The sequence below is a fragment of the Afipia carboxidovorans OM5 genome (assembly GCF_000218565.1).
Classification (GTDB): Bacteria; Pseudomonadota; Alphaproteobacteria; order Rhizobiales; family Xanthobacteraceae; genus Afipia; species Afipia carboxidovorans.
This window is the reverse complement of the sequence record NC_015684.1, coordinates 918788-937463: the sequence shown is the minus strand read 5'-3', so window position 1 is coordinate 937463 and position 18676 is coordinate 918788. Positions and strand designations below refer to the sequence as shown.

Sequence of the window (18676 nt, the reverse complement as noted above, 5' to 3'; positions counted from 1 at the left end):
CGCTGACAACGCGGGCATGACGAGGGCAAGTACGGGTCCGATCAGATTATCGCATCAGAACGTCGCACGGGCTTTGGCGTAGAAGGTGCGGCCGGCCTGCGGCAGGCCCCAGGCCAGTTCGTAATTGTCGTCGAGGATGTTCTTCACGCCGCCGGACACCTCGAAATTCTCGTTGAACTTGTAATTGAGGTTGACGTTGAGGAGCGTGTAGGCCCCGGTGCGGATATAGCCACCGTTCGGGAAAACGTCGCGCACCGCCTGGTTCGCCGCGTTCGTGCCAACGTTCACATCGCTCCAACGGTCGCTGGCAAGCTCCAGGCTCGGCGTGACGGTGAACCGATCGATCGGCTGCCACGAGGCATAAAGGAATGCCTTGTGGGACGGCACGCCGGTCGCCTGCAAATTGGGCTGCAACGGGTCCTTGATGGTGCGACGGATGAAGGTGTAGTTGCCGCCGATCGCAAGCTGCGGCAACAGTTGCTTCTCAGCCGAGACCTCGAAGCCGTAGAAATGACCGTCGCCGACATTCTGCGTCTGCGTGGTGCTGTCGGGAAGCTGCACGGTCTGGATCATGTCGCGCACGTCGCTGTAGAAGATCGCGGCCGTGCCTTGCAGGTCGGGCGTGACGCGACCCTTCCAGCCGAGCTCGTAGTTCGTCGCGCGCTCGGGGCCGAGATTCGGGTTCGGCGTCGCGGTGCCGAAGCGCGTGCTGTAAAGCTCGAACAGCACCGGAAAGCGGGCGCGATCGGAGATGCTGGCGTAAAGCTGCGCGACCTCGCTGTAGCGCCAGATCGCCGCCGTCTGCCAGTTGAAGGCGTCGGAGCCGCCCTTGGGATATTCATAGATGAAGCCGCCGCCGCTATTCCATTCCTCGGCCCTGCCGACCCAGTATTTATCGTAGCTGATGCCGCCGACCAGATCGAAGTTCGGCCTGACGTGGAAGGTATTTTCCGCTGCGACCGACCACGTCGTCTGTCCCTGAGTCTGCTTCGGCTCGACAGAGCCCCCCGACGGTAGGGTCGGCTGGTTGTGATTCCACTCGACGTGGGTATCCTCGCGATAGTGGAACGCCCCCTTCAGCGTGTTCATCGGGATCAGCCGTGTGCCGACCTCGACCGAACCGCCTTTCGCGTTGTCCTTGTAGTAACTGTCGAAGCGGCCGTCCGCCGACTGCGTCGTGTAGCTGATGTTATCGTAGGCGGAGAGCACGTTGTCGAACGTGTTGTAGTAGAGCTTGGTCTTGAGGTACGAGGCGTCGCCAACCTGAGTGTGCGACAGGAACGATAGATTCTGGATGTTCCACACCGGCCAGCGCCAATAGCTGTTCGGCGGCTGCAACGGATTGGTGTAGACGTTGAGCGGCGCGCCCTTCTTGCCTTCCTGCTTGATGAAGTTGATGGTGTATTCGTCGGTGGCGTTGGGCGTGAAGCCGACCTTGGCGTTGATGCGCCAGTCGCGGGAATCGGAGCCGATGCGGCGGCCGCCGTCCTCGAGCGATCCCTGATAGGCACCCTGCGCCGGGAACGGCTTATAGTCGCGCGACAGCGACCAGAAGTCCCGATCGAGATAGCCGGCGCTGCCTTGCAGGTAGAAGTTCTCCTGGCGGGTACCGAGCCTGCCGTAGGTTTCCCAGCCCTGGAACGAGCCGCGATTGTCGAACGCGGTGCCGGCGCTGTACTCGGCCTCGAACGGCTTCACCGGCTTGCGCGAGACGAGATTGATCGCGCCGCCCATCGCGCCGGGGCCGTCGAGCACCGAGGCATAGCCCTTGCTGATCTGGATTTCGGAGATATCGCTGGTCAGGAAGCGGCTGAAATCGAGCCGGTTGTCGGCGGGCAGATAGACGCGCACGCCGTCGATCATCAGCGGCACCTGCCAGCGGCCGAAGCCGCGCACGAAGATATCGCTCTCGTTGCGGCGGCCGTTGGAATCGAACGTGCTGACCACGCCCGGCACCATGTTCACCGCCTGATCGAGCGTCTGCTTGTCGAAGATCCAGTTTTCCTCGCGGGTAATGGTGGAGCCGCCGACACCGGTGCCGGACGCAACTTGCTTCGTTTTTCGATATATTTCTTCGGATATAACGATTCCAGACCGACCACAAGCGCAGGGCGTATGAGGCGAGATGCCGCGGCGGGTGGGGATAACTGGCCGTTCTTTTTCATCATGCCCGCACGCGTTGCGGGCTCCCACGCCTGTTGGTAGGTTCGGCAAAGACGCGGATCGCTGGGACAAAAGGGCGTTCACACCCCTCTTTCGACGGGCTATGTCCGGCCATGACGTAGACTTGAGACAGGTAGCCTGATGTCCCCCCTGCTCCGCTCCGGACTGATTGCCGCGGCCAGCGCGCTGATCCTCGATCAGGCGTCCAAGCTATGGCTGCTGTATGTCTTCGACATCGGCCGGCGCGGCATGGTGCGGGTGACGCCGTTCTTCGATCTCGTGCTCGCGTGGAATACCGGCATCAGCTACGGCTGGTTTCAGGATACGGGCTCGTTCGGCCAGACGCTGCTGCTGATGGGCAAGATCATCGCCGTGATCCTGCTCGGGGTGTGGATGTCACGCTCGCAGACCCGCCTCGCGGTGATCGGGCTCGGGCTCATCATCGGCGGGGCGATCGGCAACGCGATCGACCGCATCGCCTATGGCGCGGTGGTGGACTTCGCCCTGTTCCACATCGCCATCGGCGGAAAAACCTATAGCTGGTATGTGTTTAACCTTGCCGACGCGGCGATTGTTGCCGGTGTCGCCGCCCTGCTATATGACTCACTGGTCGCGCCTGCCGCCGCAAAAACGCCCCGATAAACGGCGATATACGCTCCCGGCTGCCAGACGCTTTAAGTGACTGCGCTGTCGCCATATTTCCTGTCGAAAGCCGGACGGATCACAATGACCTTTCTGCGTTCCGATGACACTTCCACCGCCAAGGCCGTCTTGCTGCGCGCCATCAGGCTCGCAGGCGCCGCGTGCGCCGTGACGCTTCTTGTCGCAGGCAGCGTCGCCCACGCCGATGACGACGATGAAGTGCTGCCGGAGCGCTCGTTCGAACAGAAGCTGATCGACGGCCTGCTCACCGGCCTCGGCGGCAAGAACGTCGAAAACAGCCGCGGCATCGAATATCGCGAACGCTCCCCGCTCGTAATCCCCTCCAAGCTCGATCTGCCGCCGCCCGCGTCGAAGTCCTCGCCTGAAGCCGCGAACTGGCCCAAGGACCCCGACGTTCTGGCGCGCAAGCAAGCCATCGAAGAAGCCCGCAAGCCGGGCGTCGATCCGGATATCGCCAAGCGGCCTTTGATGCCGAGCGAACTCGCCAAGCGGCCGTCGACCAAGAGGCGCGCAGGCGTCATGAACGACGATCGCCCCGGCGTCGACAATACCAGCTACATCCTGAGCCCGTCGCAGCTCGGCTTCAAGAACAGCATGATCTCGGACCTGTTCGGTGCGGGCAAGGAAGAGACCGCGAAGTTCACCAGCGAGCCCGAGCGCAGCGAACTGACGCAGCCACCCGCGGGTTATCAGACGCCGTCTGCGAGCTACGCCTATGGCGCGGGGCCTGCGGAGAGCAAAACGCAGACTCCGTACAACCCGCTGTTCGACAAGGGCGGCAATTAAAGATCGTCCATGTCGCCGCTCTCGCCTTTGCAGACGAGCGGCGCCGCTTTAAATACGCGCATGGTTCCGCCATCCGGGCAGTCGGTCGAGATTGCCCTTCGCCGTCTTTTCGGAGTCCTGATCGGATCATGCGCGATCTCAAAAACATATCCCGACGCACGGCGCTACGCGGCCTCGCACTGACGGCCACCGCCCTCACCGCCTCGTGGTCCCCGCTCAAGCCTGCGCTCGCTCAGACCGCGTCCACGGCACCGGGCCAGCCCGCGACCTTCACGCTCGCCAACGGCCTTCAGGTCGTGGTCATTCCCGATCACCGCACGCCGACCGTGACCCAGATGATCTGGTACAAGGTTGGCTCCGCCGACGAGACGCCGGGCAAATCCGGCCTCGCGCATTTTCTCGAACATTTGATGTTCAAGGGCACCGCGCAGCATCCCGTCGGTCAGTTCTCGCAGAGCGTGGTGCGGGTCGGCGGCAGCGAGAACGCTTTCACCTCGTACGATTACACCGGCTATTACCAGAGCGTGCCGCGTGACAAGCTCGCGCTGATGATGGATTTCGAATCCGACCGCATGACCGGGCTCATCCTCAAGGACGAGAACGTGCTGCCCGAGCGCGACGTCGTGCTGGAAGAATACAACATGCGCGTTGCCAACAGCCCCGACGCGCGCCTCACCGAACAGATCATGGCGGCGCTCTATCTCAACCATCCCTATGGCCGCCCGGTGATCGGCTGGCGCGCGGAGATCGAGAAGCTGAACCGCGAGGACGCGCTCGAGTTCTATCGCCGCCATTACGCGCCGAACAACGCAACCCTCGTCGTCGCGGGCGACGTCACCGTCGACGACCTGCGCCCGATGATCGAAGCGACCTACGGCAAGGTCGCGCCGCAGCCTGCGATTCCGGCCAAGCGCATCCGCCCGCAGGAGCCGCCGCCGGCAGGTCCGCGCACCGTAACGCTTGCTGATCCGCGCGTCGAACAGCCGAGCCTGCGCCGGCTTTATCTCGTGCCGTCGGCGGTGACCGCCGCCGCGACCGAGAGCGAGGCGCTGGAGGTGCTGGCGCAACTGATGGGCGGCGGCATGAACGGCTATCTGTTCCGCGCGCTTGCGATCGAGCAGAAGATCGCGATCAGCGCCAACGCCTGGTACCAGGGAACGGCGATCGATCCGGCCCAGTTCGGCGTCGCGGCTTCGCCGAGACCCGGCGTCACCTTCGAGCAGGTCGAGGTGGCGATCGACAAGGTGATCGATACGGTCGCGAAGAACCCGGTGCCTGCCGAAGATCTCGAGCGCGCCAAGACGCAGCTGATCGCGGAGTCGGTTTACGCGCGCGACAGCCAGAGCACGATGGCACGCTGGTATGGCGCGGCGATCACCGTCGGCCTTACCGCGGCCGACATTCAAAGCTGGCCCGACCGCATTCGCGCGGTGACGGCAGCGCAGGTGAGCGACGCCGCGCGGCGCTGGCTCGACAAGAAGCGCTCCGCGACCGGCTATCTCATCAAGGAAGCGCCCGCGCACGAGGAGAAACGCTCGTGACGATCTTTTCGCCTTTCATGCGCACGCTTGCGCTGGGCGCGCTTCTCGCATTCGGCCTCGCGCCATCTGCAGAGGCCGCGGCCAAAATCCAGCGCGTGATCTCGCCGGGCGGCATCGAGGCCTGGCTGGTGCAGGACGCAACCGTGCCGCTCGTCGCGATGCAGTTCGCCTTCCGCGGCGGCAGCGCGCAGGACCCGGCCGACAAGCCCGGCGTCGCGCAACTGATGTCCGACAACCTCGATGAAGGTGCGGGCGATCTCGACTCCAAGGCCTATCACGAGCGGCTCGATCGCAACGCCATCCAGATCAGCTTCTCGGTGACGCGCGACTACATCCGCGGCTCGCTGCGGATGCTGAAGGAAAGCCGCGACGAGGCGTTCGATCTCGTCCGCCTCGCGGTGACGTCGCCGCGGTTCGACGCCGAGCCGCTGGAGCGCGTGCGTGCACAGACGATCTCGATCCTGCGCCGGGAGTCGGTGACGCCGGGCCCGATCGCGAGCAATCGGTTCTTCGCCGAGGGCTTCCCCAACCATCCTTACGCACATTCGCCGCGCGGTACGCTCGAGAGCATCCCGACGATTAGCGCCGACGATCTGCGCGCCTACCGGCAGAAGACGTTCGCCAGAGACGGGCTGACCGTCGGCGTCGTCGGCGACATCGATGCCGACACGCTGGGCAAACTGCTCGACAAGACCTTCGGCGCGCTGCCGGCCAAGGGCGATCTCGCCTTAGTACCGCAGGTGACGCTCGCGACCAGTGCAGGGAAGGTGGCGGTGCCGCTCGACGTGCCGCAGACTTCCATCCTGTTCGGCACGCCAGCGCTGAAGCGCGACGATCCCGATTTTATGGCTGCTTATATTGTCAACCACATCATGGGCGGCGGCTCGCTGTCGTCGCGGCTCTATCACGAAGTGCGTGAGAAGCGCGGGCTCGCTTACTCCGTCTCGGAATCGCTGTGGTGGATGGACAAGACCTCGCTGATGTTCGGTAACACCGCAACGCGCGCCGACAAGGCGAACGAGACGGTGGAGCGGATCGCCGCCGAACTGAAGCGCATGGCCGACGAGGGCCCGACCCAGCAGGAGCTCGACGAAGCGAAGTCCTACCTCAAGGGCTCGCAGATGCTGGCGCTCGACTCCTCGACCAAGTTCGCGGGCGCGCTGGTGCAATATCAGCTCGACAAGCTCGGCATCGATTACCTCGACCGCCGCCCGGCGATCATTGATGCGGTGACGCTCGACGACGCCAAGCGTGTCGCCAAGAAAATCTGGGGCCAACCGCTGTTGACCGTCAGCGTCGGCCGCCCGCCCGCAGAAGCCACCGCGCCGAAGCCGATGAAGAACTAGGGGATTGGCTTAGCGTCATTCATACCCGGCGCTGCGCGCCGACCTCTCCCCCATAGCCCGTCGAAGACGGGCGTAAACGCCCTTCTGTGGGGAGAGGTGAAGGAAACATTGCCGCGAAATCAAACCTCCAAATATTCAGCCCGCGCATCGCTTTGAGCGCTGTGCTATCCCTCGCCCATGATCCGGGTGACGCGCGACATCATCATCGACGAGAGCGACATCGACATCTCCTTCGTTCGCGCTTCCGGGCCGGGCGGGCAGAACGTCAACAAGCTCTCGACCGCGGCGCAGTTGCGCCTTGATGTCGGCCGCCTGTCGCTGGCTCCCGATACATTTACGCGGCTGCAGACGCTCGCGGGTCAGCGCATGACCAAGGACGGCGTGCTGGTGCTGCACGCCCAGCGCTTCCGTACCCAGGAGCGCAACCGTGCCGATGCGATCGAGCGGCTGCTCGTGCTTCTGCGCGAAGCCGCGGTACGGCCGAAGCCGCGCCGCCCCACCAAGCCGACGCTCGGCTCGAAAAAGCGCCGCCTCGAAGGCAAGAAGCGCCGCTCCGACGTCAAGGCCGGCCGCAGCGGTCGGTTCGACGATTGAGGAACTGCTTTCTCCCTGCCCTGCTCCCTCGCCCCGTTCTTACGGGGAGAGGTGAGGACAAGCCGCTGGAATTGGACCTTCTGCCTGCGAGCGGGATGCGTTCCCCGCCAAAACTTCCTACATTCGGCTCCCATTCACGAGTCGCCTGCTCCCATGCCCGTCCGCCAACTGCCCGAACAGATCGTCAACCGCATCGCCGCCGGCGAGGTGGTGGAGCGGCCCGCGAGCGCGGTGAAGGAACTCGTCGAGAACGCGATCGACGCAGGCGGCACGCGCATCGATATCTTCACCGAAGGCGGCGGACGGCGGCGCATCGTCATCACCGACGACGGCAGCGGCATGACGCAGGGCGACCTTGCGCTCGCGGTCGAGCGCCACGCCACCTCAAAGCTCGACGACGAGGACCTGTTGCGCATCCGCACGCTGGGCTTTCGCGGCGAAGCGCTGCCTTCGATCAGTTCGGTGGCGAAGCTTGCGATCACCACGCGCCATGCAGCCGAGCCGCACGCCTGGGCGGTCGAGGTCGATGCCGGTGCGAAGTCCGCGATCGCACCTGCCGCGCTCCAGCGCGGCACCCGCGTCGAAGTCAGCGATCTTTTCTACGCGACGCCCGCGCGGCTGAAATTTCTCAAGACCGACCGCACCGAAGCGGAGGCGATCCGCGAAGTGGTGCGGCGGCTCGCGATGGCGCGGCCCGACATCGCCTTCACGCTTGCGGGCGAGGAGCGCGCGCCCGTCACCTGGGCCGCGGCGCTGCCCGGCGCGCCGGGGCGGCTGACGCGGCTCGGCGATATTCTCGGCAGCGATTTCCGCACCCACGCGATCGAAGTCGGCTCTGAGCGCGAAGGCGTCAGTGTCGAGGGCTTTGCCGCCGCGCCGTCACTGACGCGCGCCAACGCGCTCGGGCAATATCTGTTCGTCAACGGCCGCCCGGTGCGCGACAAGCTCATTCTCGGTGCGGTACGCGCCGCCTATGCCGACTATCTGCCGCGCGACCGCCACCCGATCGTGGCGCTGTTCGTCACGCTCGACCCGCAGGAGGTCGACGCCAACGTCCACCCGGCCAAGACCGAAGTGCGTTTCCGCAACGCCGGCCTCGTGCGCGCGCTGATCGTGCATGCGCTGAAGGACGGCCTGGCGCGCGAAGGCCGCCGCACCGCCGCCAACACCAATGGCGCGGCGATCACCACCGCGTTTCGCACTGAAGGATTCTCCCGCGAAGGCTTTGCGCGCGAGAGTTTGCCGCGCGGCGGTTACGACTGGCGCTCCTCGCCCGCCGCGCCATGGCCACCGCAGGCTGCGGCGCAAGCGCCCGCAATGGGCTTTGACGAATCCGCACAGGCCGCGTTCGATGCCGGCGCGCCGAGCGCCGACACACGCGGCAACGAGGCGCCGCTGGGCGACGCGCTCGGCCGCCCGCTCGGCGCGGCGCGAACGCAGATCCACGAGAATTATATCGTGGCGCAGACTAACGACGGTCTGATTCTTGTCGATCAGCACGCCGCGCATGAACGCATCGTCTACGAGCGGCTCAAGGCTTCGCTCACAAAGAACGGCGTCGCCCGCCAGATGCTGCTGATCCCCGAGATCGTCGAGATGGACGAGGCGTCGGTCGAGAAGCTGCTCGCGCGCGCGAGTGAACTGGAAAAATACGGCCTCTCGATCGAATCCTTCGGCCCCGGCGCGGTTGCCGTGCGCGAGACGCCGGCGCTGCTCGGCAAGGCGAATGCGGCCTCGCTGTTGCGTGACCTGGCCGAACACATGGCGGAATGGGACGAGGCGCTGCCACTGGAGCGACGGTTGATGCACGTCGCCGCCACCATGGCCTGTCATGGCTCGGTGCGCTCCGGCCGCATCCTCAAGGTCGAGGAAATGAATGCGCTGTTGCGCGAGATGGAAGCGACGCCGAATTCCGGCCAATGCAACCACGGCCGCCCGACCTATGTGGAATTGAAGCTCGCCGATATAGAGAAGCTGTTCGGACGGCGGTAGTTCTCTCTCGTCATGGCCGGGCATGACGACAACTATCATCGCGGCAAATACAAATATCGCGTCGTCCCCGCGGATGCGGGGACCCAACGCGCTCACGATGAGATCGAATCCCGATTGCTTATTTGCGAAGTCTGGGTTCCCGCATCCGCGGGAACGACATCGTGTATCAGGGGCGATCTATTGCGCTCTTAAAAACACAAATTCAGTGTCGTCATAAACACGGCGCTCGAGTTCGTCATAGCCGTCCGGTGCTGCGAAGGCCGCCGCCTTCGCTTCCTCGACCACCACAAGCGCATCCGGCACCAGCCATTTGCCATCACGTAATGAGGTGAGCGCCTTCTCAGCCAAGCCCTTACCGTAAGGCGGATCGAGAAACGCCAGCGTGAACGGCTCCATCGGGTGTGCCGGTCCCAACGCTGTCGCATCGCGACGATAGACTTTTGTGACGCCGCCCAAACCCAACGCCTCGACATTGTTGCGCAACAGTGCCCGCGCCGCCGCGCCGTTGTCGATGAACAGCGTGAACGCCGCGCCGCGCGACACCGCCTCGATGCCGAGCGCGCCGGTGCCGGCAAACAGATCGAGCACCCGCGCATCGAGTGCGGGATTGCCGTAGGCATGCATCAGGATGTTGAACAGCGACTCGCGCAGTCGATCCTGCGTCGGCCGGATTTCCTGCGAGGCCGGCGAGGCAATACTGCGCCCGCGCATCTTTCCGCCGACGACGCGCATCAGAGGACTCGCGCCAAAACCGAAGCGGACTCCCTCTCCCGGGGGGAGAGGGTTGGGGTGAGGGGGTACGATCTATCGTGAGCGCGTACCCCCTCACCCGTCACGCTTCGCGTGCCGACCTCTCCCCATAGCCCGTCGAAGACGGGCGTAAACACCCTTATGGGGAGAGGTGAAGAGGCGCGTGCCGGAATGATCCGCGTCTTCACCGCTCAATCCTTCGGCGTGAAGTCGCGCTTGCCGTGATAGCGACGCTGGGGGCGGCGCGGTGGGCCATAGCCACCCGCCTCGGCCTCGTTGCGCGCACGCGCTTCGTCGCTGCCGGAGCGTTGCACCACGACGCGGCGGCCCTTGCGATCCTCAATCGCGGACCGCTTGATCTTCTTGTTCGCCGCCTTGCTGCGCAACGGCGTGCCGTCACGACCGAGCTTGGCCTCTGCGTCGTCGCCCTCCTGCACCGGCTTGTCGAATTGCGCACCGGCGAGCGCGATGATCTTGTCGCCGAGCTGCTCGCGCAGCACGCGGCTCTTGATCTCCTCGACCTGCCCTTCGGGAATTTCGCCGAGCTGGAACGGGCCGTACGACACGCGGATCAGGCGGTTCACCTCGAGCCCGAGATGCGCCATCACGTTACGCACCTCGCGGTTCTTGCCTTCGCGGATCGCGAACGTCAGCCAGACGTTGGCGCCCTGATCGCGCTCCAGCGTCGCATCGATCGACCCGTATTTGACGCCATCGACTTCGACGCCGTTCTTCAGTTCGTCGAGCCGCGCCTGCGTCACATCCCCATGGGCGCGCACGCGATAGCGCCGCAGCCAGCCGGTGTCGGGATGCTCGAGCGCGCGCGACAGCCCGCCGTCATTGGTGAGCAGCAACAACCCTTCGGTGTTGAAGTCGAGCCGGCCGATGGAAATCAGGCGCGGCAGTCCGTCAGGCAGATGATCGAACACCGTCGGCCGTCCTTCAGGGTCGTCATGCGTCGTCATCAGCCCGCGCGGCTTGTGATAGAGGAACAGCCGCGTGCGTTCGCGCTCCGGCAGCGGCTGGCCGTCGACCGTAATCACATCGCGCGCCGTCACATCGAGCGCGGGCGAGCCGATAACGCGGCCATTGACGGCAACGCGCCCCTGCATGATCCAGTCTTCCGCATCACGCCGCGAGCACAGCCCGGCGCGCGCCACCACCTTGGCGATGCGCTCGCCGCTCTTGTCGGCCTTCTTCGGCGCCGCGCGCTTGTCGGTGCTGGCCGGCCGTTCGCGATAACCGCCGCGGCCACCGAAGGCCGGGCGCTTGGCGAAAATCTTGCTGTCGTCCTCGTTGTCGCGGCGAGGCCGCTCGTCGCGCTCGAAGCGCTCACGCTTCTCGCCGCGCGGATGCTCCTGCCAGGCGTTGCGGCGCGGAGCGCGTTCATCGCGATCGCGCTCAAAGCGCGGGCGGCCAAAGCCTTCACGCTTGCGCTCGAACCGCTCACCACCTTCAGGGCGATCGTCACGGGATCGCGAAAACCGCGGACGATCGCTCGCGCTGCGATTATCGTCGCGTGGACGCTCGAAACGCTTGGTATCATCACGGCGCGGCGCGCGCGTCTCCCACGGCTTGTCATTGCCGCGATCCGGCCGATCGCCAAATTCCTTGCGCGGGCCGCGCGCGGGCCGCTTCTCATCGCGATCGAAACGCGGACGATCATCGCGCTGCGGACGATCGTCGCGATTGAAACGCGCCGGACGCGGTCCATCGCTACGCGGGCCATCCTTGCGGAAGCCTTCGCCGCGCGGCGTATAAGGCCGCTTCTCGCCAAACTTCTTGTCACCGAACTTCTTGTCGCCAAACCCACCGGAACGGCTCGGGCGCGCATCGCTGCGCTCGCCACGCGGCGCACGATCTTCGCGCGGCTTGAAGGAACGTCCTTCACCACGCGGACCTGCACCAAACTCCTTGCGGGGGCCAAACTCCTTACGTGGCCCACGCGCCGGTCGCTCGCCATGGTCCTCGCGCGGCTTGAACGGGCGTCCCTCGCTACGCTCGGTGCGCGCGGGCCGCTCGTCGCGATCAAAACGCGGACGCGGACGATCGCCGTCGCCGAATTTGCGCCCGGCAGGCTTCCGGTCGCCGAACTTCTTGTCGCCGAACTTTTTGTCACCGAATTTGCGCTCGCCGCGCGGGGCAGAGGATCGCGCGGGGCGCTCGCCACCGGGGCGGCCCTTGCCGGCACCGCCGCTGCGGCCACCGCCGGACGGGCGGCCACGGCCGGGCGGACGTCCGCCTGTGTTGTTTTTATCGTTGTCGCGGGGCATGTAGGGTCTCGCTTGAAAAGGCGCATAAAGCGCGGGGGGCCGGTTGGAACGGCCGCGCGGGCCCTCTCACGAGGGTCCGCCTGTCGCAAAGCCGGTGGATCAAGGGCGCTCTCATATCAGACTTCGCCGCAGGACACGAGGGATGACGGCACAAAGTTTCATGGATCTGGCCCTGCGGCAGGCCCAAAACGCCGAGGCGAACGGCGAGGTGCCGATCGGCTGCGTCGTGGTCCAGAACGGCACGGTGATCGCCGCGGCCGGCAACCGCACCATCACTGACCGCGACCCGACGGCACATGCCGAAATGCTGGCGCTGCGCGAGGCGGCCAGCAAGCTCGGGCGGGAACGACTCGCCGATTGCGATCTCTATGTCACGCTCGAGCCCTGCACGATGTGCGCGGGTGCGATCTCGCACGCCCGCATCCGCAGGCTCTATTACGGCGCGCTCGACCCGAAAGGCGGCGCGATCGACAGCGGCGTGCGCTTCTTCGCGCAACCGACATGTCACCATGTGCCGGAGGTCTATTCCGCCGTCGGCGAGGCCGAAGCCGCCGCGCTGCTGCGCGACTTCTTCAAGACGCGGCGCTAGAGCGCCATCGGAAACACCACAACGTTCAGCGTCCGATTTCTCGTTCGCCGTGTCCCGGGCGCGATGCAGCGTGCAACGCTGCTTCGCAGACCCGGGATCGCCGCAGATGCCGCGCTTGAAACGGCCCCGGCTCTGCGGAGCGGCATGTCATGCCGCGCCGCGTCCGGGGCAAGCGACGATTTTTGGCGGCGGTTTACAAATCGACGGTCAGCGCCTCGTGCGACATGCGCATGCCGATGCGCTCGTAGAAGCGGTGCGCGGCGGTGCGGCGCTTGTCGCTCTTGAGCTGCAGCGAACGGCAGCCGCGCTCGCGCGCGATGCCCATCACCGCCTGCATCATCTTCTCGCCGATACGCTGGCCGCGCATCGCACGATCGACCCGCACGCCTTCGGCCTGCGCAAGCCACGCGCCCTGATAAGACAGCCCGGGCAGGAAGGTGAGCTGCACGCAGCCTACTGCAAAACCGTTCTCGTCCCAGACATAGAGGACGTTGTTGCGATCGGCCGCGATGGCATCGAACGCCGCCTCGTAAGGGCCGAGGCCCTTCGACGTGTCCTCCCGGCTTTGCGCCAGGTCGTCGTCCATCAGCAATTGAAGAATCCGCGGGATCTCATCGCGCCTCGCCTTGCGTAACGGCATTTACCCCTGCTCCCGCTTGATTGCCTGCCAGCCGATGTCACGGCGGCAGAACCCTTCCGGCCACTTGATCTGATCGATTGCCTGATAGGCGCGCCGTTGCGCCTCTCCGACAGTTTTACCCGTGGCGGTGACGTTAAGCACACGCCCGCCATTAGCAAGCACCCGCGTACCGTCTGCCCTGGTTCCGGCGTGGAAAATTTCCACGCCCTCGACACGCGATGCGTCGTCGAGGCCCGAAATTAGCGAGCCTTTTATATAATTGCCGGGATATCCCTGCGCGGCCATCACCACGGTGAGGGCCGGTTGCGGGTACCAGCGCAGATCGAAATGAGCGAGTTCGCCGTCGACCGCCGCGACCAGCGCCGGAACGAGATCCGACATCAGCCGCATCATCAGCACCTGCGTTTCCGGATCGCCGAAGCGAACATTGTATTCGATGAGCTTCGGCCCCTGCGGCGTCACCATCAGGCCCGCGAACAGCACGCCCTTGTAAGGCATGCCCCGCTCCTTCATGGCGCGCAGCGTCGGGCGGATGATCTCGTCCATGGTGCGCGCGACCATCGCATCGGTCATCACCGGCGCCGGCGAATAGGCGCCCATGCCGCCGGTGTTCGGTCCCTTGTCGCCGTCGAAGGCGCGTTTGTGATCCTGCGCGGTCGCAAGCGGCAACGCGTGCTCGCCGTCGCACAGCACGAAGAACGAAGCTTCCTCGCCTTGCAAAAACTCCTCGACCACCGCTTCCGCGCCCGCGGACGCAAACAGCGCATCGATCGCGGCTTCCGCCTCGGCCAGCGTTGCGGCAACAACGACGCCCTTGCCCGCCGCGAGCCCGTCCGCCTTCACCACGATCGGCGCACCCTTGGCGCGAACATAGGCTTTGGCAGAATCCGCATCCTTGAAGCGCTCGTAAGCGGCGGTCGGGATGTTGTGCGCGCGGCACAGATCCTTGGTGAAACCCTTCGAACTCTCGAGCTGCGAGGCTGCCCTGGTCGGGCCAAACGCCTTGATGTCGTGTGCCGCGAGATCATCGACGATGCCCGCCGCCAGCGGCGCCTCGGGCCCCACCACCACGAGATCGACCTTGTTCGCCTTGCAGAAGGCAATCACCGCCTCATGATCGGCCACATCGAGCGCAATACATTCGGCATCGCGGGCAATTCCGGCATTGCCCGGTGCGCACCACAATTTCGTCAGTTCCGTCGAGGCCGCTATTTTCCAGGCCAGCGCGTGCTCGCGCCCGCCGGAGCCGATCAGGAGGATATTCATGGGAGAAGATCGAACCGCGGTTTATCGAGAGGAAAAACAGACTATCATGGACAACTGTCCTATCATGGAAGCTCCTGACAAGACCAGATTCGGTTACCGATGAGCAAAGACTCCGAGTCGTTATCCAATACTGCGGAATTCACCGTATCCGAGCTGTCCTCCGCGCTGAAACGCACGGTCGAGGACGCCTACGGCCATGTCCGCGTGCGGGGCGAGATTTCCGGTTTCCGTGGGCCCCATGCCTCGGGCCATTGCTATTTTGCCCTGAAGGACGAGAGCGCCAAGATCGAAGCCGTGATCTGGAAAGGCGTCCATGGCCGGATGCGGGTGAAACCGCAGGAAGGCCTTGAGGTCATCGCCACCGGCAAGCTCACGACATATCCCGGTTCCTCGAAATATCAGATCGTCATCGAGGCGATCGAGCCTGCGGGCGTCGGCGCGCTGATGGCGCTGATGGAGGAACGCAAGCGCAAGCTTGCCGCCGAGGGCCTGTTCGACGACGCCCGCAAGCAGCTTCTGCCGTGGCTGCCGGAGGTGATCGGCGTCGTCACCTCGCCGACCGGCGCCGTCATCCGCGATATTCTCCATCGCCTGCACGACCGTTTCCCCCGCCGCGTACTGGTGTGGCCGGTGCGGGTGCAGGGCGAGGGTTCCGCCGAGCAGATCGCAGCCGCCATTGAAGGCTTCAACGCGCTCGAGGAAGGTGGCGCAATTCCCCGCCCCGATCTTCTGATCGTCGCGCGCGGCGGCGGCTCGCTCGAAGACCTGTGGTCGTTCAACGAGGAAATCGTGGTGCGGGCGGCGGCGGGAAGCATGATCCCGCTGATCTCGGCGGTCGGGCATGAGACCGACATCACGCTGATCGATTTCGCCGCCGACAAGCGCGCGCCGACACCAACGGCGGCCGCCGAAATGGCGGTGCCGGTGCGGGCCGATCTTGCGATCGAGATTTCCTCGCTGGCGCGGCGCGCCTTCGCCTGCTGGCAGCGCGGCCACGAACATCGCCGCTCCGAATTGCGCGGTGCCGCGCGCGGCCTGCCGCGGCTCACCGACCTCCTCGCGATTCCGCGTCAGCGTTTCGACCGCGCCGCCGCGCAACTGCCCCGCGCGCTGCGGGCCAATACGCACGTCTATGACCGTCGGCTGTCGATGGTGACGGGACGGCTCACCGTCACCACGCTGCGCACGCAGATCGCGCGCAGTCGGGATCAGGTCAATCGCCTGTCGGAAATCGCAAAGCGTTGCTCGGATCATTTTATCGCGCTGCGACGCAACCGCGTTCAGCACAGCGCGCAGATGCTGGCGGCGTTGTCCTACAAGAGCGTGCTGTCGCGTGGCTTCGCGCTGGTGCGGGATGAGGCGGGGCAGCCGTTGCACCACGCCGCGCAGGTCGGCGCGGGCGAACGCATCAGCATCGAGTTCGCCGACGGCCGCATCGCAGCGACCACGCACGGACCGGCCGTGCCCGCGGCAAAGAACGTCAGCCCCGCACGCAAGCCTGCCAAGGCCGAGAAGGCCGCAAAGCCGGAGCCGAAGAAAGTTCAGGGCGACTTGTTCTGAGGCACGCGCCTGTTGTTTTGAAGCGCATCTGCGGCGGCGTGGCGCTGCATGCGATGACACGTCCATGAATCGTTTTTGCAGCCGCGAAAAATATCCTGCTCCATTTTCGGACAATCGAGTCACGCTCGCAGCGCGATAGATGTTGCAGAGGTCATATCTGCCGCTATTGTTCTCCTGTTGCTCGAAAAGAAGAAAGGCAGGCCTTTATGACCTTCTTCGCGCGCTCGAATTTGAAAAACTGGCTTCCCGGTGCACTCGGGCTTCTTGGCATCATTGTTTTGATGGCCGTTGCCGACATTTCCCATCGCAATGCGGGTGCGGATGCCGAGCAGGCGCTTCTGAATGCGCCGCCGACGCAAACCGCGAGCACCGAAGCGCCTGCCGCCAAACAACCGGCCACTCCCGCACCGGCTGCCGCTCCCGCCGCGCCTGCGAAGACCGCGGCCGCACCGGCGAAATCAGAACCCGCACCCGCGGCCAAGCCTACGCCCGCACCGGCAAAGAGCGCGGCAACCGAAGCGCCGAAGGCTGCTCCTGCTCCCGCGCCTCAAGCGCCTGCTCCCGCGGCAAAGGCCGATGCACCTGCGCCGGGCCATGCGATGAACCATGCGATGGCGATGGCCCCCGCGAAAACCACCGCGCAAGCCCAGTCCGCGGCAACACCCGCTGCGGCAACAGCCCCGGCCCATCTCGAGGGTGACGCGGCGCGCGGCCAGCAGGTCTACAAGAAGTGCCAGGCCTGCCACTCGCTCGAGCCCGGCCGGAACGGACTGGGCCCGTCGCTTGCCGGCATCGTCGGCCAGAAGGCCGCCGACGTTCCGAACTACAATTTCTCTGCGGCGATGAAGGGAAGCGGCCTGACGTGGGACGTCGCGACGCTCGACCGCTATCTTGCCGATCCGCAGAAGGTGGTGCCGGGCAACAAGATGCCGTTTCCGGGCCTGAAGACCGAGCACGAGCGCAGCGCTGTCATCGCCTATCTCGTCAAGATCTCGGGTGGTGCGAGCGGCGCTGCGGCAGCGAGCCCGGCGGCGGCGCCGAAGCAGGCGCAAGCACCCGCACAAACATCGGCACAAAAACCTGCGCCCGCGCAGGCAGCCGCGCCGCAACAGCAGGCGGCGGCATCATCGGCTCCGGCCGCGGCATATGTGCCCGGCGTCCGCTACACGCTGCGGTCCGGCATCGCTGAGGGCCGCATGGTGTTCATCGGCGTCGGCGGCACCATCGACGGACAGATCAATCCGCTGCTGTCCGCCGCCGAAGGCCAGGTGGTGCAGGTGACGCTGATCAACGGCGAAGGCGCCGAGCACGACATCGTGTTCGACGGACAAGGGCCCGCCGGCAGCTCGCCGCACATCGTCGGGCGCGGCGCCAGCACCAATATCGCCTTTGTCGCCGGGAAGGCCGGCGACTACGCCTACTTCTGCAGCATTCCCGGACACCGGCTCTCCGGCATGGAAGGCCAGTTCCTGGTGACGCCGCAGCCGCCGGCGGAAACCGTGGTCGAGGCCGACATCTCGCTGCAGTCGACCCAGGTGCCGCCGCCGATCGGCAAGCGTCAACCGCAGACGGTGCGCGTCGATCTCGTCACCGTCGAACTCGAAGGCCGTCTCGCGGAGGGCACGACGTTCGGCTACTGGACGTTCAACGGCAAGGTACCGGGCCCGATGCTGCGCGTGCGCGTCGGCGATACGGTCGAGGTGCACCTGAAGAATGCCGAGAACAGCGGCATGGTGCATTCGGTCGACTTCCACGCGGCCACCGGTCCGGGCGGCGGCGCGGCATCGACCCAGGCCAATCCGGGCGAAACCAAAACCGTGAAGTTCAAGGCGCTGGTGCCCGGGCTTTACGTCTATCACTGCGCCACGCCGATGGTGGCGCATCACATCGCCAACGGCATGTATGGGCTGATCCTGGTCGAGCCGGAAGGCGGGCTGCCGCCGGTCGATCGCGAGTTCTATGTCATGCAGGGCGAGATCTATACGGCGCAGCCGTTCGGCCAGCACGGCAGTCTCGATTTCGACGTCGAGAAGCTGCTCAATGAGCGGCCGGAGTACTTCGTCTTCAACGGATCGGTCGGCGCGCTGTCGAAGCTGCATCCGTTGCAGGCCAAGGTCGGCGAGACGGTGCGTTTCTACTTCGGTGTCGGCGGACCGAACTTCACCTCGTCGTTCCACCTGATCGGCGAGATCTTCGACAAGGTCTACAATCTCGGCGGCGTGCTCAGCGAACCGCTGCATGGCATCCAGACGGTGACGGTGCCGGCCGGCGGCGCGGTGATTACCGAGGCCAAGCTCGACGTGCCGGGCAACTACACGCTGGTCGATCACGCACTCTCACGCATGGAGCGCGGACTCGTCGGCATCCTGCATGTCGAGGGCGCGGCCAATCCGGACATCTATGACGGGGTGATCGAGCCCGGCCACTGAGCCGACATGAGGCCTAAGAAGCGCTGGGATTAGCGGTTGACCGCCGCTTCCCAGCGCTTATTTGTTAGTGGATCGCAGCCAGAG

14 protein-coding genes are annotated in these 18676 nt (G+C 65.3%); 9 read left to right on the top strand and 5 right to left on the bottom strand.

The genetic code is table 11. From position 1 onward, the window contains the following. Positions 1-54: 54 nt before the first annotated feature. On the bottom strand, positions 55-2193 hold the full coding sequence (locus OCA5_RS04440) for a TonB-dependent receptor plug domain-containing protein (RefSeq protein ID WP_012564365.1): 2139 nt from the start codon (positions 2191-2193) through the stop codon (positions 55-57). A gap of 111 nt (positions 2194-2304) precedes the next feature. Here OCA5_RS04440 and lspA point away from each other — a divergent pair, with 111 nt between their 5' ends. From lspA to mutL, 6 genes are all read left to right on the top strand, one after another. Beyond that, complete coding sequence (lspA, locus tag OCA5_RS04435; protein WP_012564366.1) at positions 2305-2805, top strand: signal peptidase II; 501 nt, start codon at positions 2305-2307, stop codon at positions 2803-2805. A gap of 84 nt (positions 2806-2889) precedes the next feature. Next, the gene (locus OCA5_RS04430) at positions 2890-3612 is read left to right on the top strand and encodes a hypothetical protein (RefSeq protein ID WP_013912870.1); all 723 of its coding nucleotides are present in this window, start codon (positions 2890-2892) and stop codon (positions 3610-3612) included. Between the two features lie 128 nt (positions 3613-3740). Then, positions 3741-5153, top strand: a complete 1413-nt coding sequence (locus tag OCA5_RS04425; RefSeq protein WP_012564368.1) for a M16 family metallopeptidase — start codon at positions 3741-3743, stop codon at positions 5151-5153. Next, positions 5150-6499 carry a M16 family metallopeptidase gene (locus OCA5_RS04420; RefSeq protein WP_012564369.1) on the top strand — a complete coding sequence of 450 codons (1350 nt, stop codon included), beginning with the start codon at positions 5150-5152 and terminating at the stop codon, positions 6497-6499. The genes OCA5_RS04425 and OCA5_RS04420 overlap by 4 nt, the downstream gene beginning before the upstream one ends. 177 nt (positions 6500-6676) lie before the next feature. Further along, the gene (gene arfB, locus OCA5_RS04415) at positions 6677-7093 is read left to right on the top strand and encodes an alternative ribosome rescue aminoacyl-tRNA hydrolase ArfB (protein ID WP_012564370.1); all 417 of its coding nucleotides are present in this window, start codon (positions 6677-6679) and stop codon (positions 7091-7093) included. Between the two features lie 153 nt (positions 7094-7246). After that, positions 7247-9085, top strand: a complete 1839-nt coding sequence (mutL, locus tag OCA5_RS04410; protein ID WP_012564371.1) for a DNA mismatch repair endonuclease MutL — start codon at positions 7247-7249, stop codon at positions 9083-9085. 177 nt (positions 9086-9262) lie between these two features. Here mutL and rsmD read toward each other — a convergent pair whose 3' ends face one another. Both rsmD and OCA5_RS04400 read right to left on the bottom strand, forming a co-directional pair. Continuing rightward, entirely contained in the window at positions 9263-9817 is a 555-nt protein-coding gene (gene rsmD, locus OCA5_RS04405) for a 16S rRNA (guanine(966)-N(2))-methyltransferase RsmD (RefSeq protein ID WP_012564372.1), read from the bottom strand. 209 nt (positions 9818-10026) lie between these two features. Then, positions 10027-12108 carry a pseudouridine synthase gene (locus tag OCA5_RS04400; protein ID WP_012564373.1) on the bottom strand — a complete coding sequence of 694 codons (2082 nt, stop codon included), beginning with the start codon at positions 12106-12108 and terminating at the stop codon, positions 10027-10029. 142 nt (positions 12109-12250) lie between these two features. On the opposite strand from OCA5_RS04400, the gene OCA5_RS04395 reads away from it, so the two are divergent. Further along, the gene (locus OCA5_RS04395) at positions 12251-12697 is read left to right on the top strand and encodes a nucleoside deaminase (protein WP_013912869.1); all 447 of its coding nucleotides are present in this window, start codon (positions 12251-12253) and stop codon (positions 12695-12697) included. A gap of 193 nt (positions 12698-12890) precedes the next feature. Here OCA5_RS04395 and OCA5_RS04390 read toward each other — a convergent pair whose 3' ends face one another. Both OCA5_RS04390 and purD read right to left on the bottom strand, forming a co-directional pair. Next, a complete protein-coding gene (locus tag OCA5_RS04390) occupies positions 12891-13337 on the bottom strand; it encodes a GNAT family N-acetyltransferase (RefSeq protein WP_012564375.1) in 447 nt (148 codons plus the stop codon). Beyond that, positions 13338-14603 (bottom strand): phosphoribosylamine--glycine ligase, encoded by a 1266-nt coding sequence (gene purD / locus OCA5_RS04385; protein ID WP_012564376.1) that lies wholly within the window; start codon positions 14601-14603, stop codon positions 13338-13340. A 99-nt stretch (positions 14604-14702) separates the two neighbouring features. Here purD and xseA point away from each other — a divergent pair, with 99 nt between their 5' ends. After that, positions 14703-16163, top strand: a complete 1461-nt coding sequence (gene xseA, locus OCA5_RS04380) for an exodeoxyribonuclease VII large subunit (RefSeq protein WP_012564377.1) — start codon at positions 14703-14705, stop codon at positions 16161-16163. Positions 16164-16369: 206 nt separating this feature from the next. Next, complete coding sequence (gene nirK / locus OCA5_RS04375; protein ID WP_012564379.1) at positions 16370-18592, top strand: copper-containing nitrite reductase; 2223 nt, start codon at positions 16370-16372, stop codon at positions 18590-18592. The last annotated feature ends 84 nt before the right edge of the window (positions 18593-18676 follow it).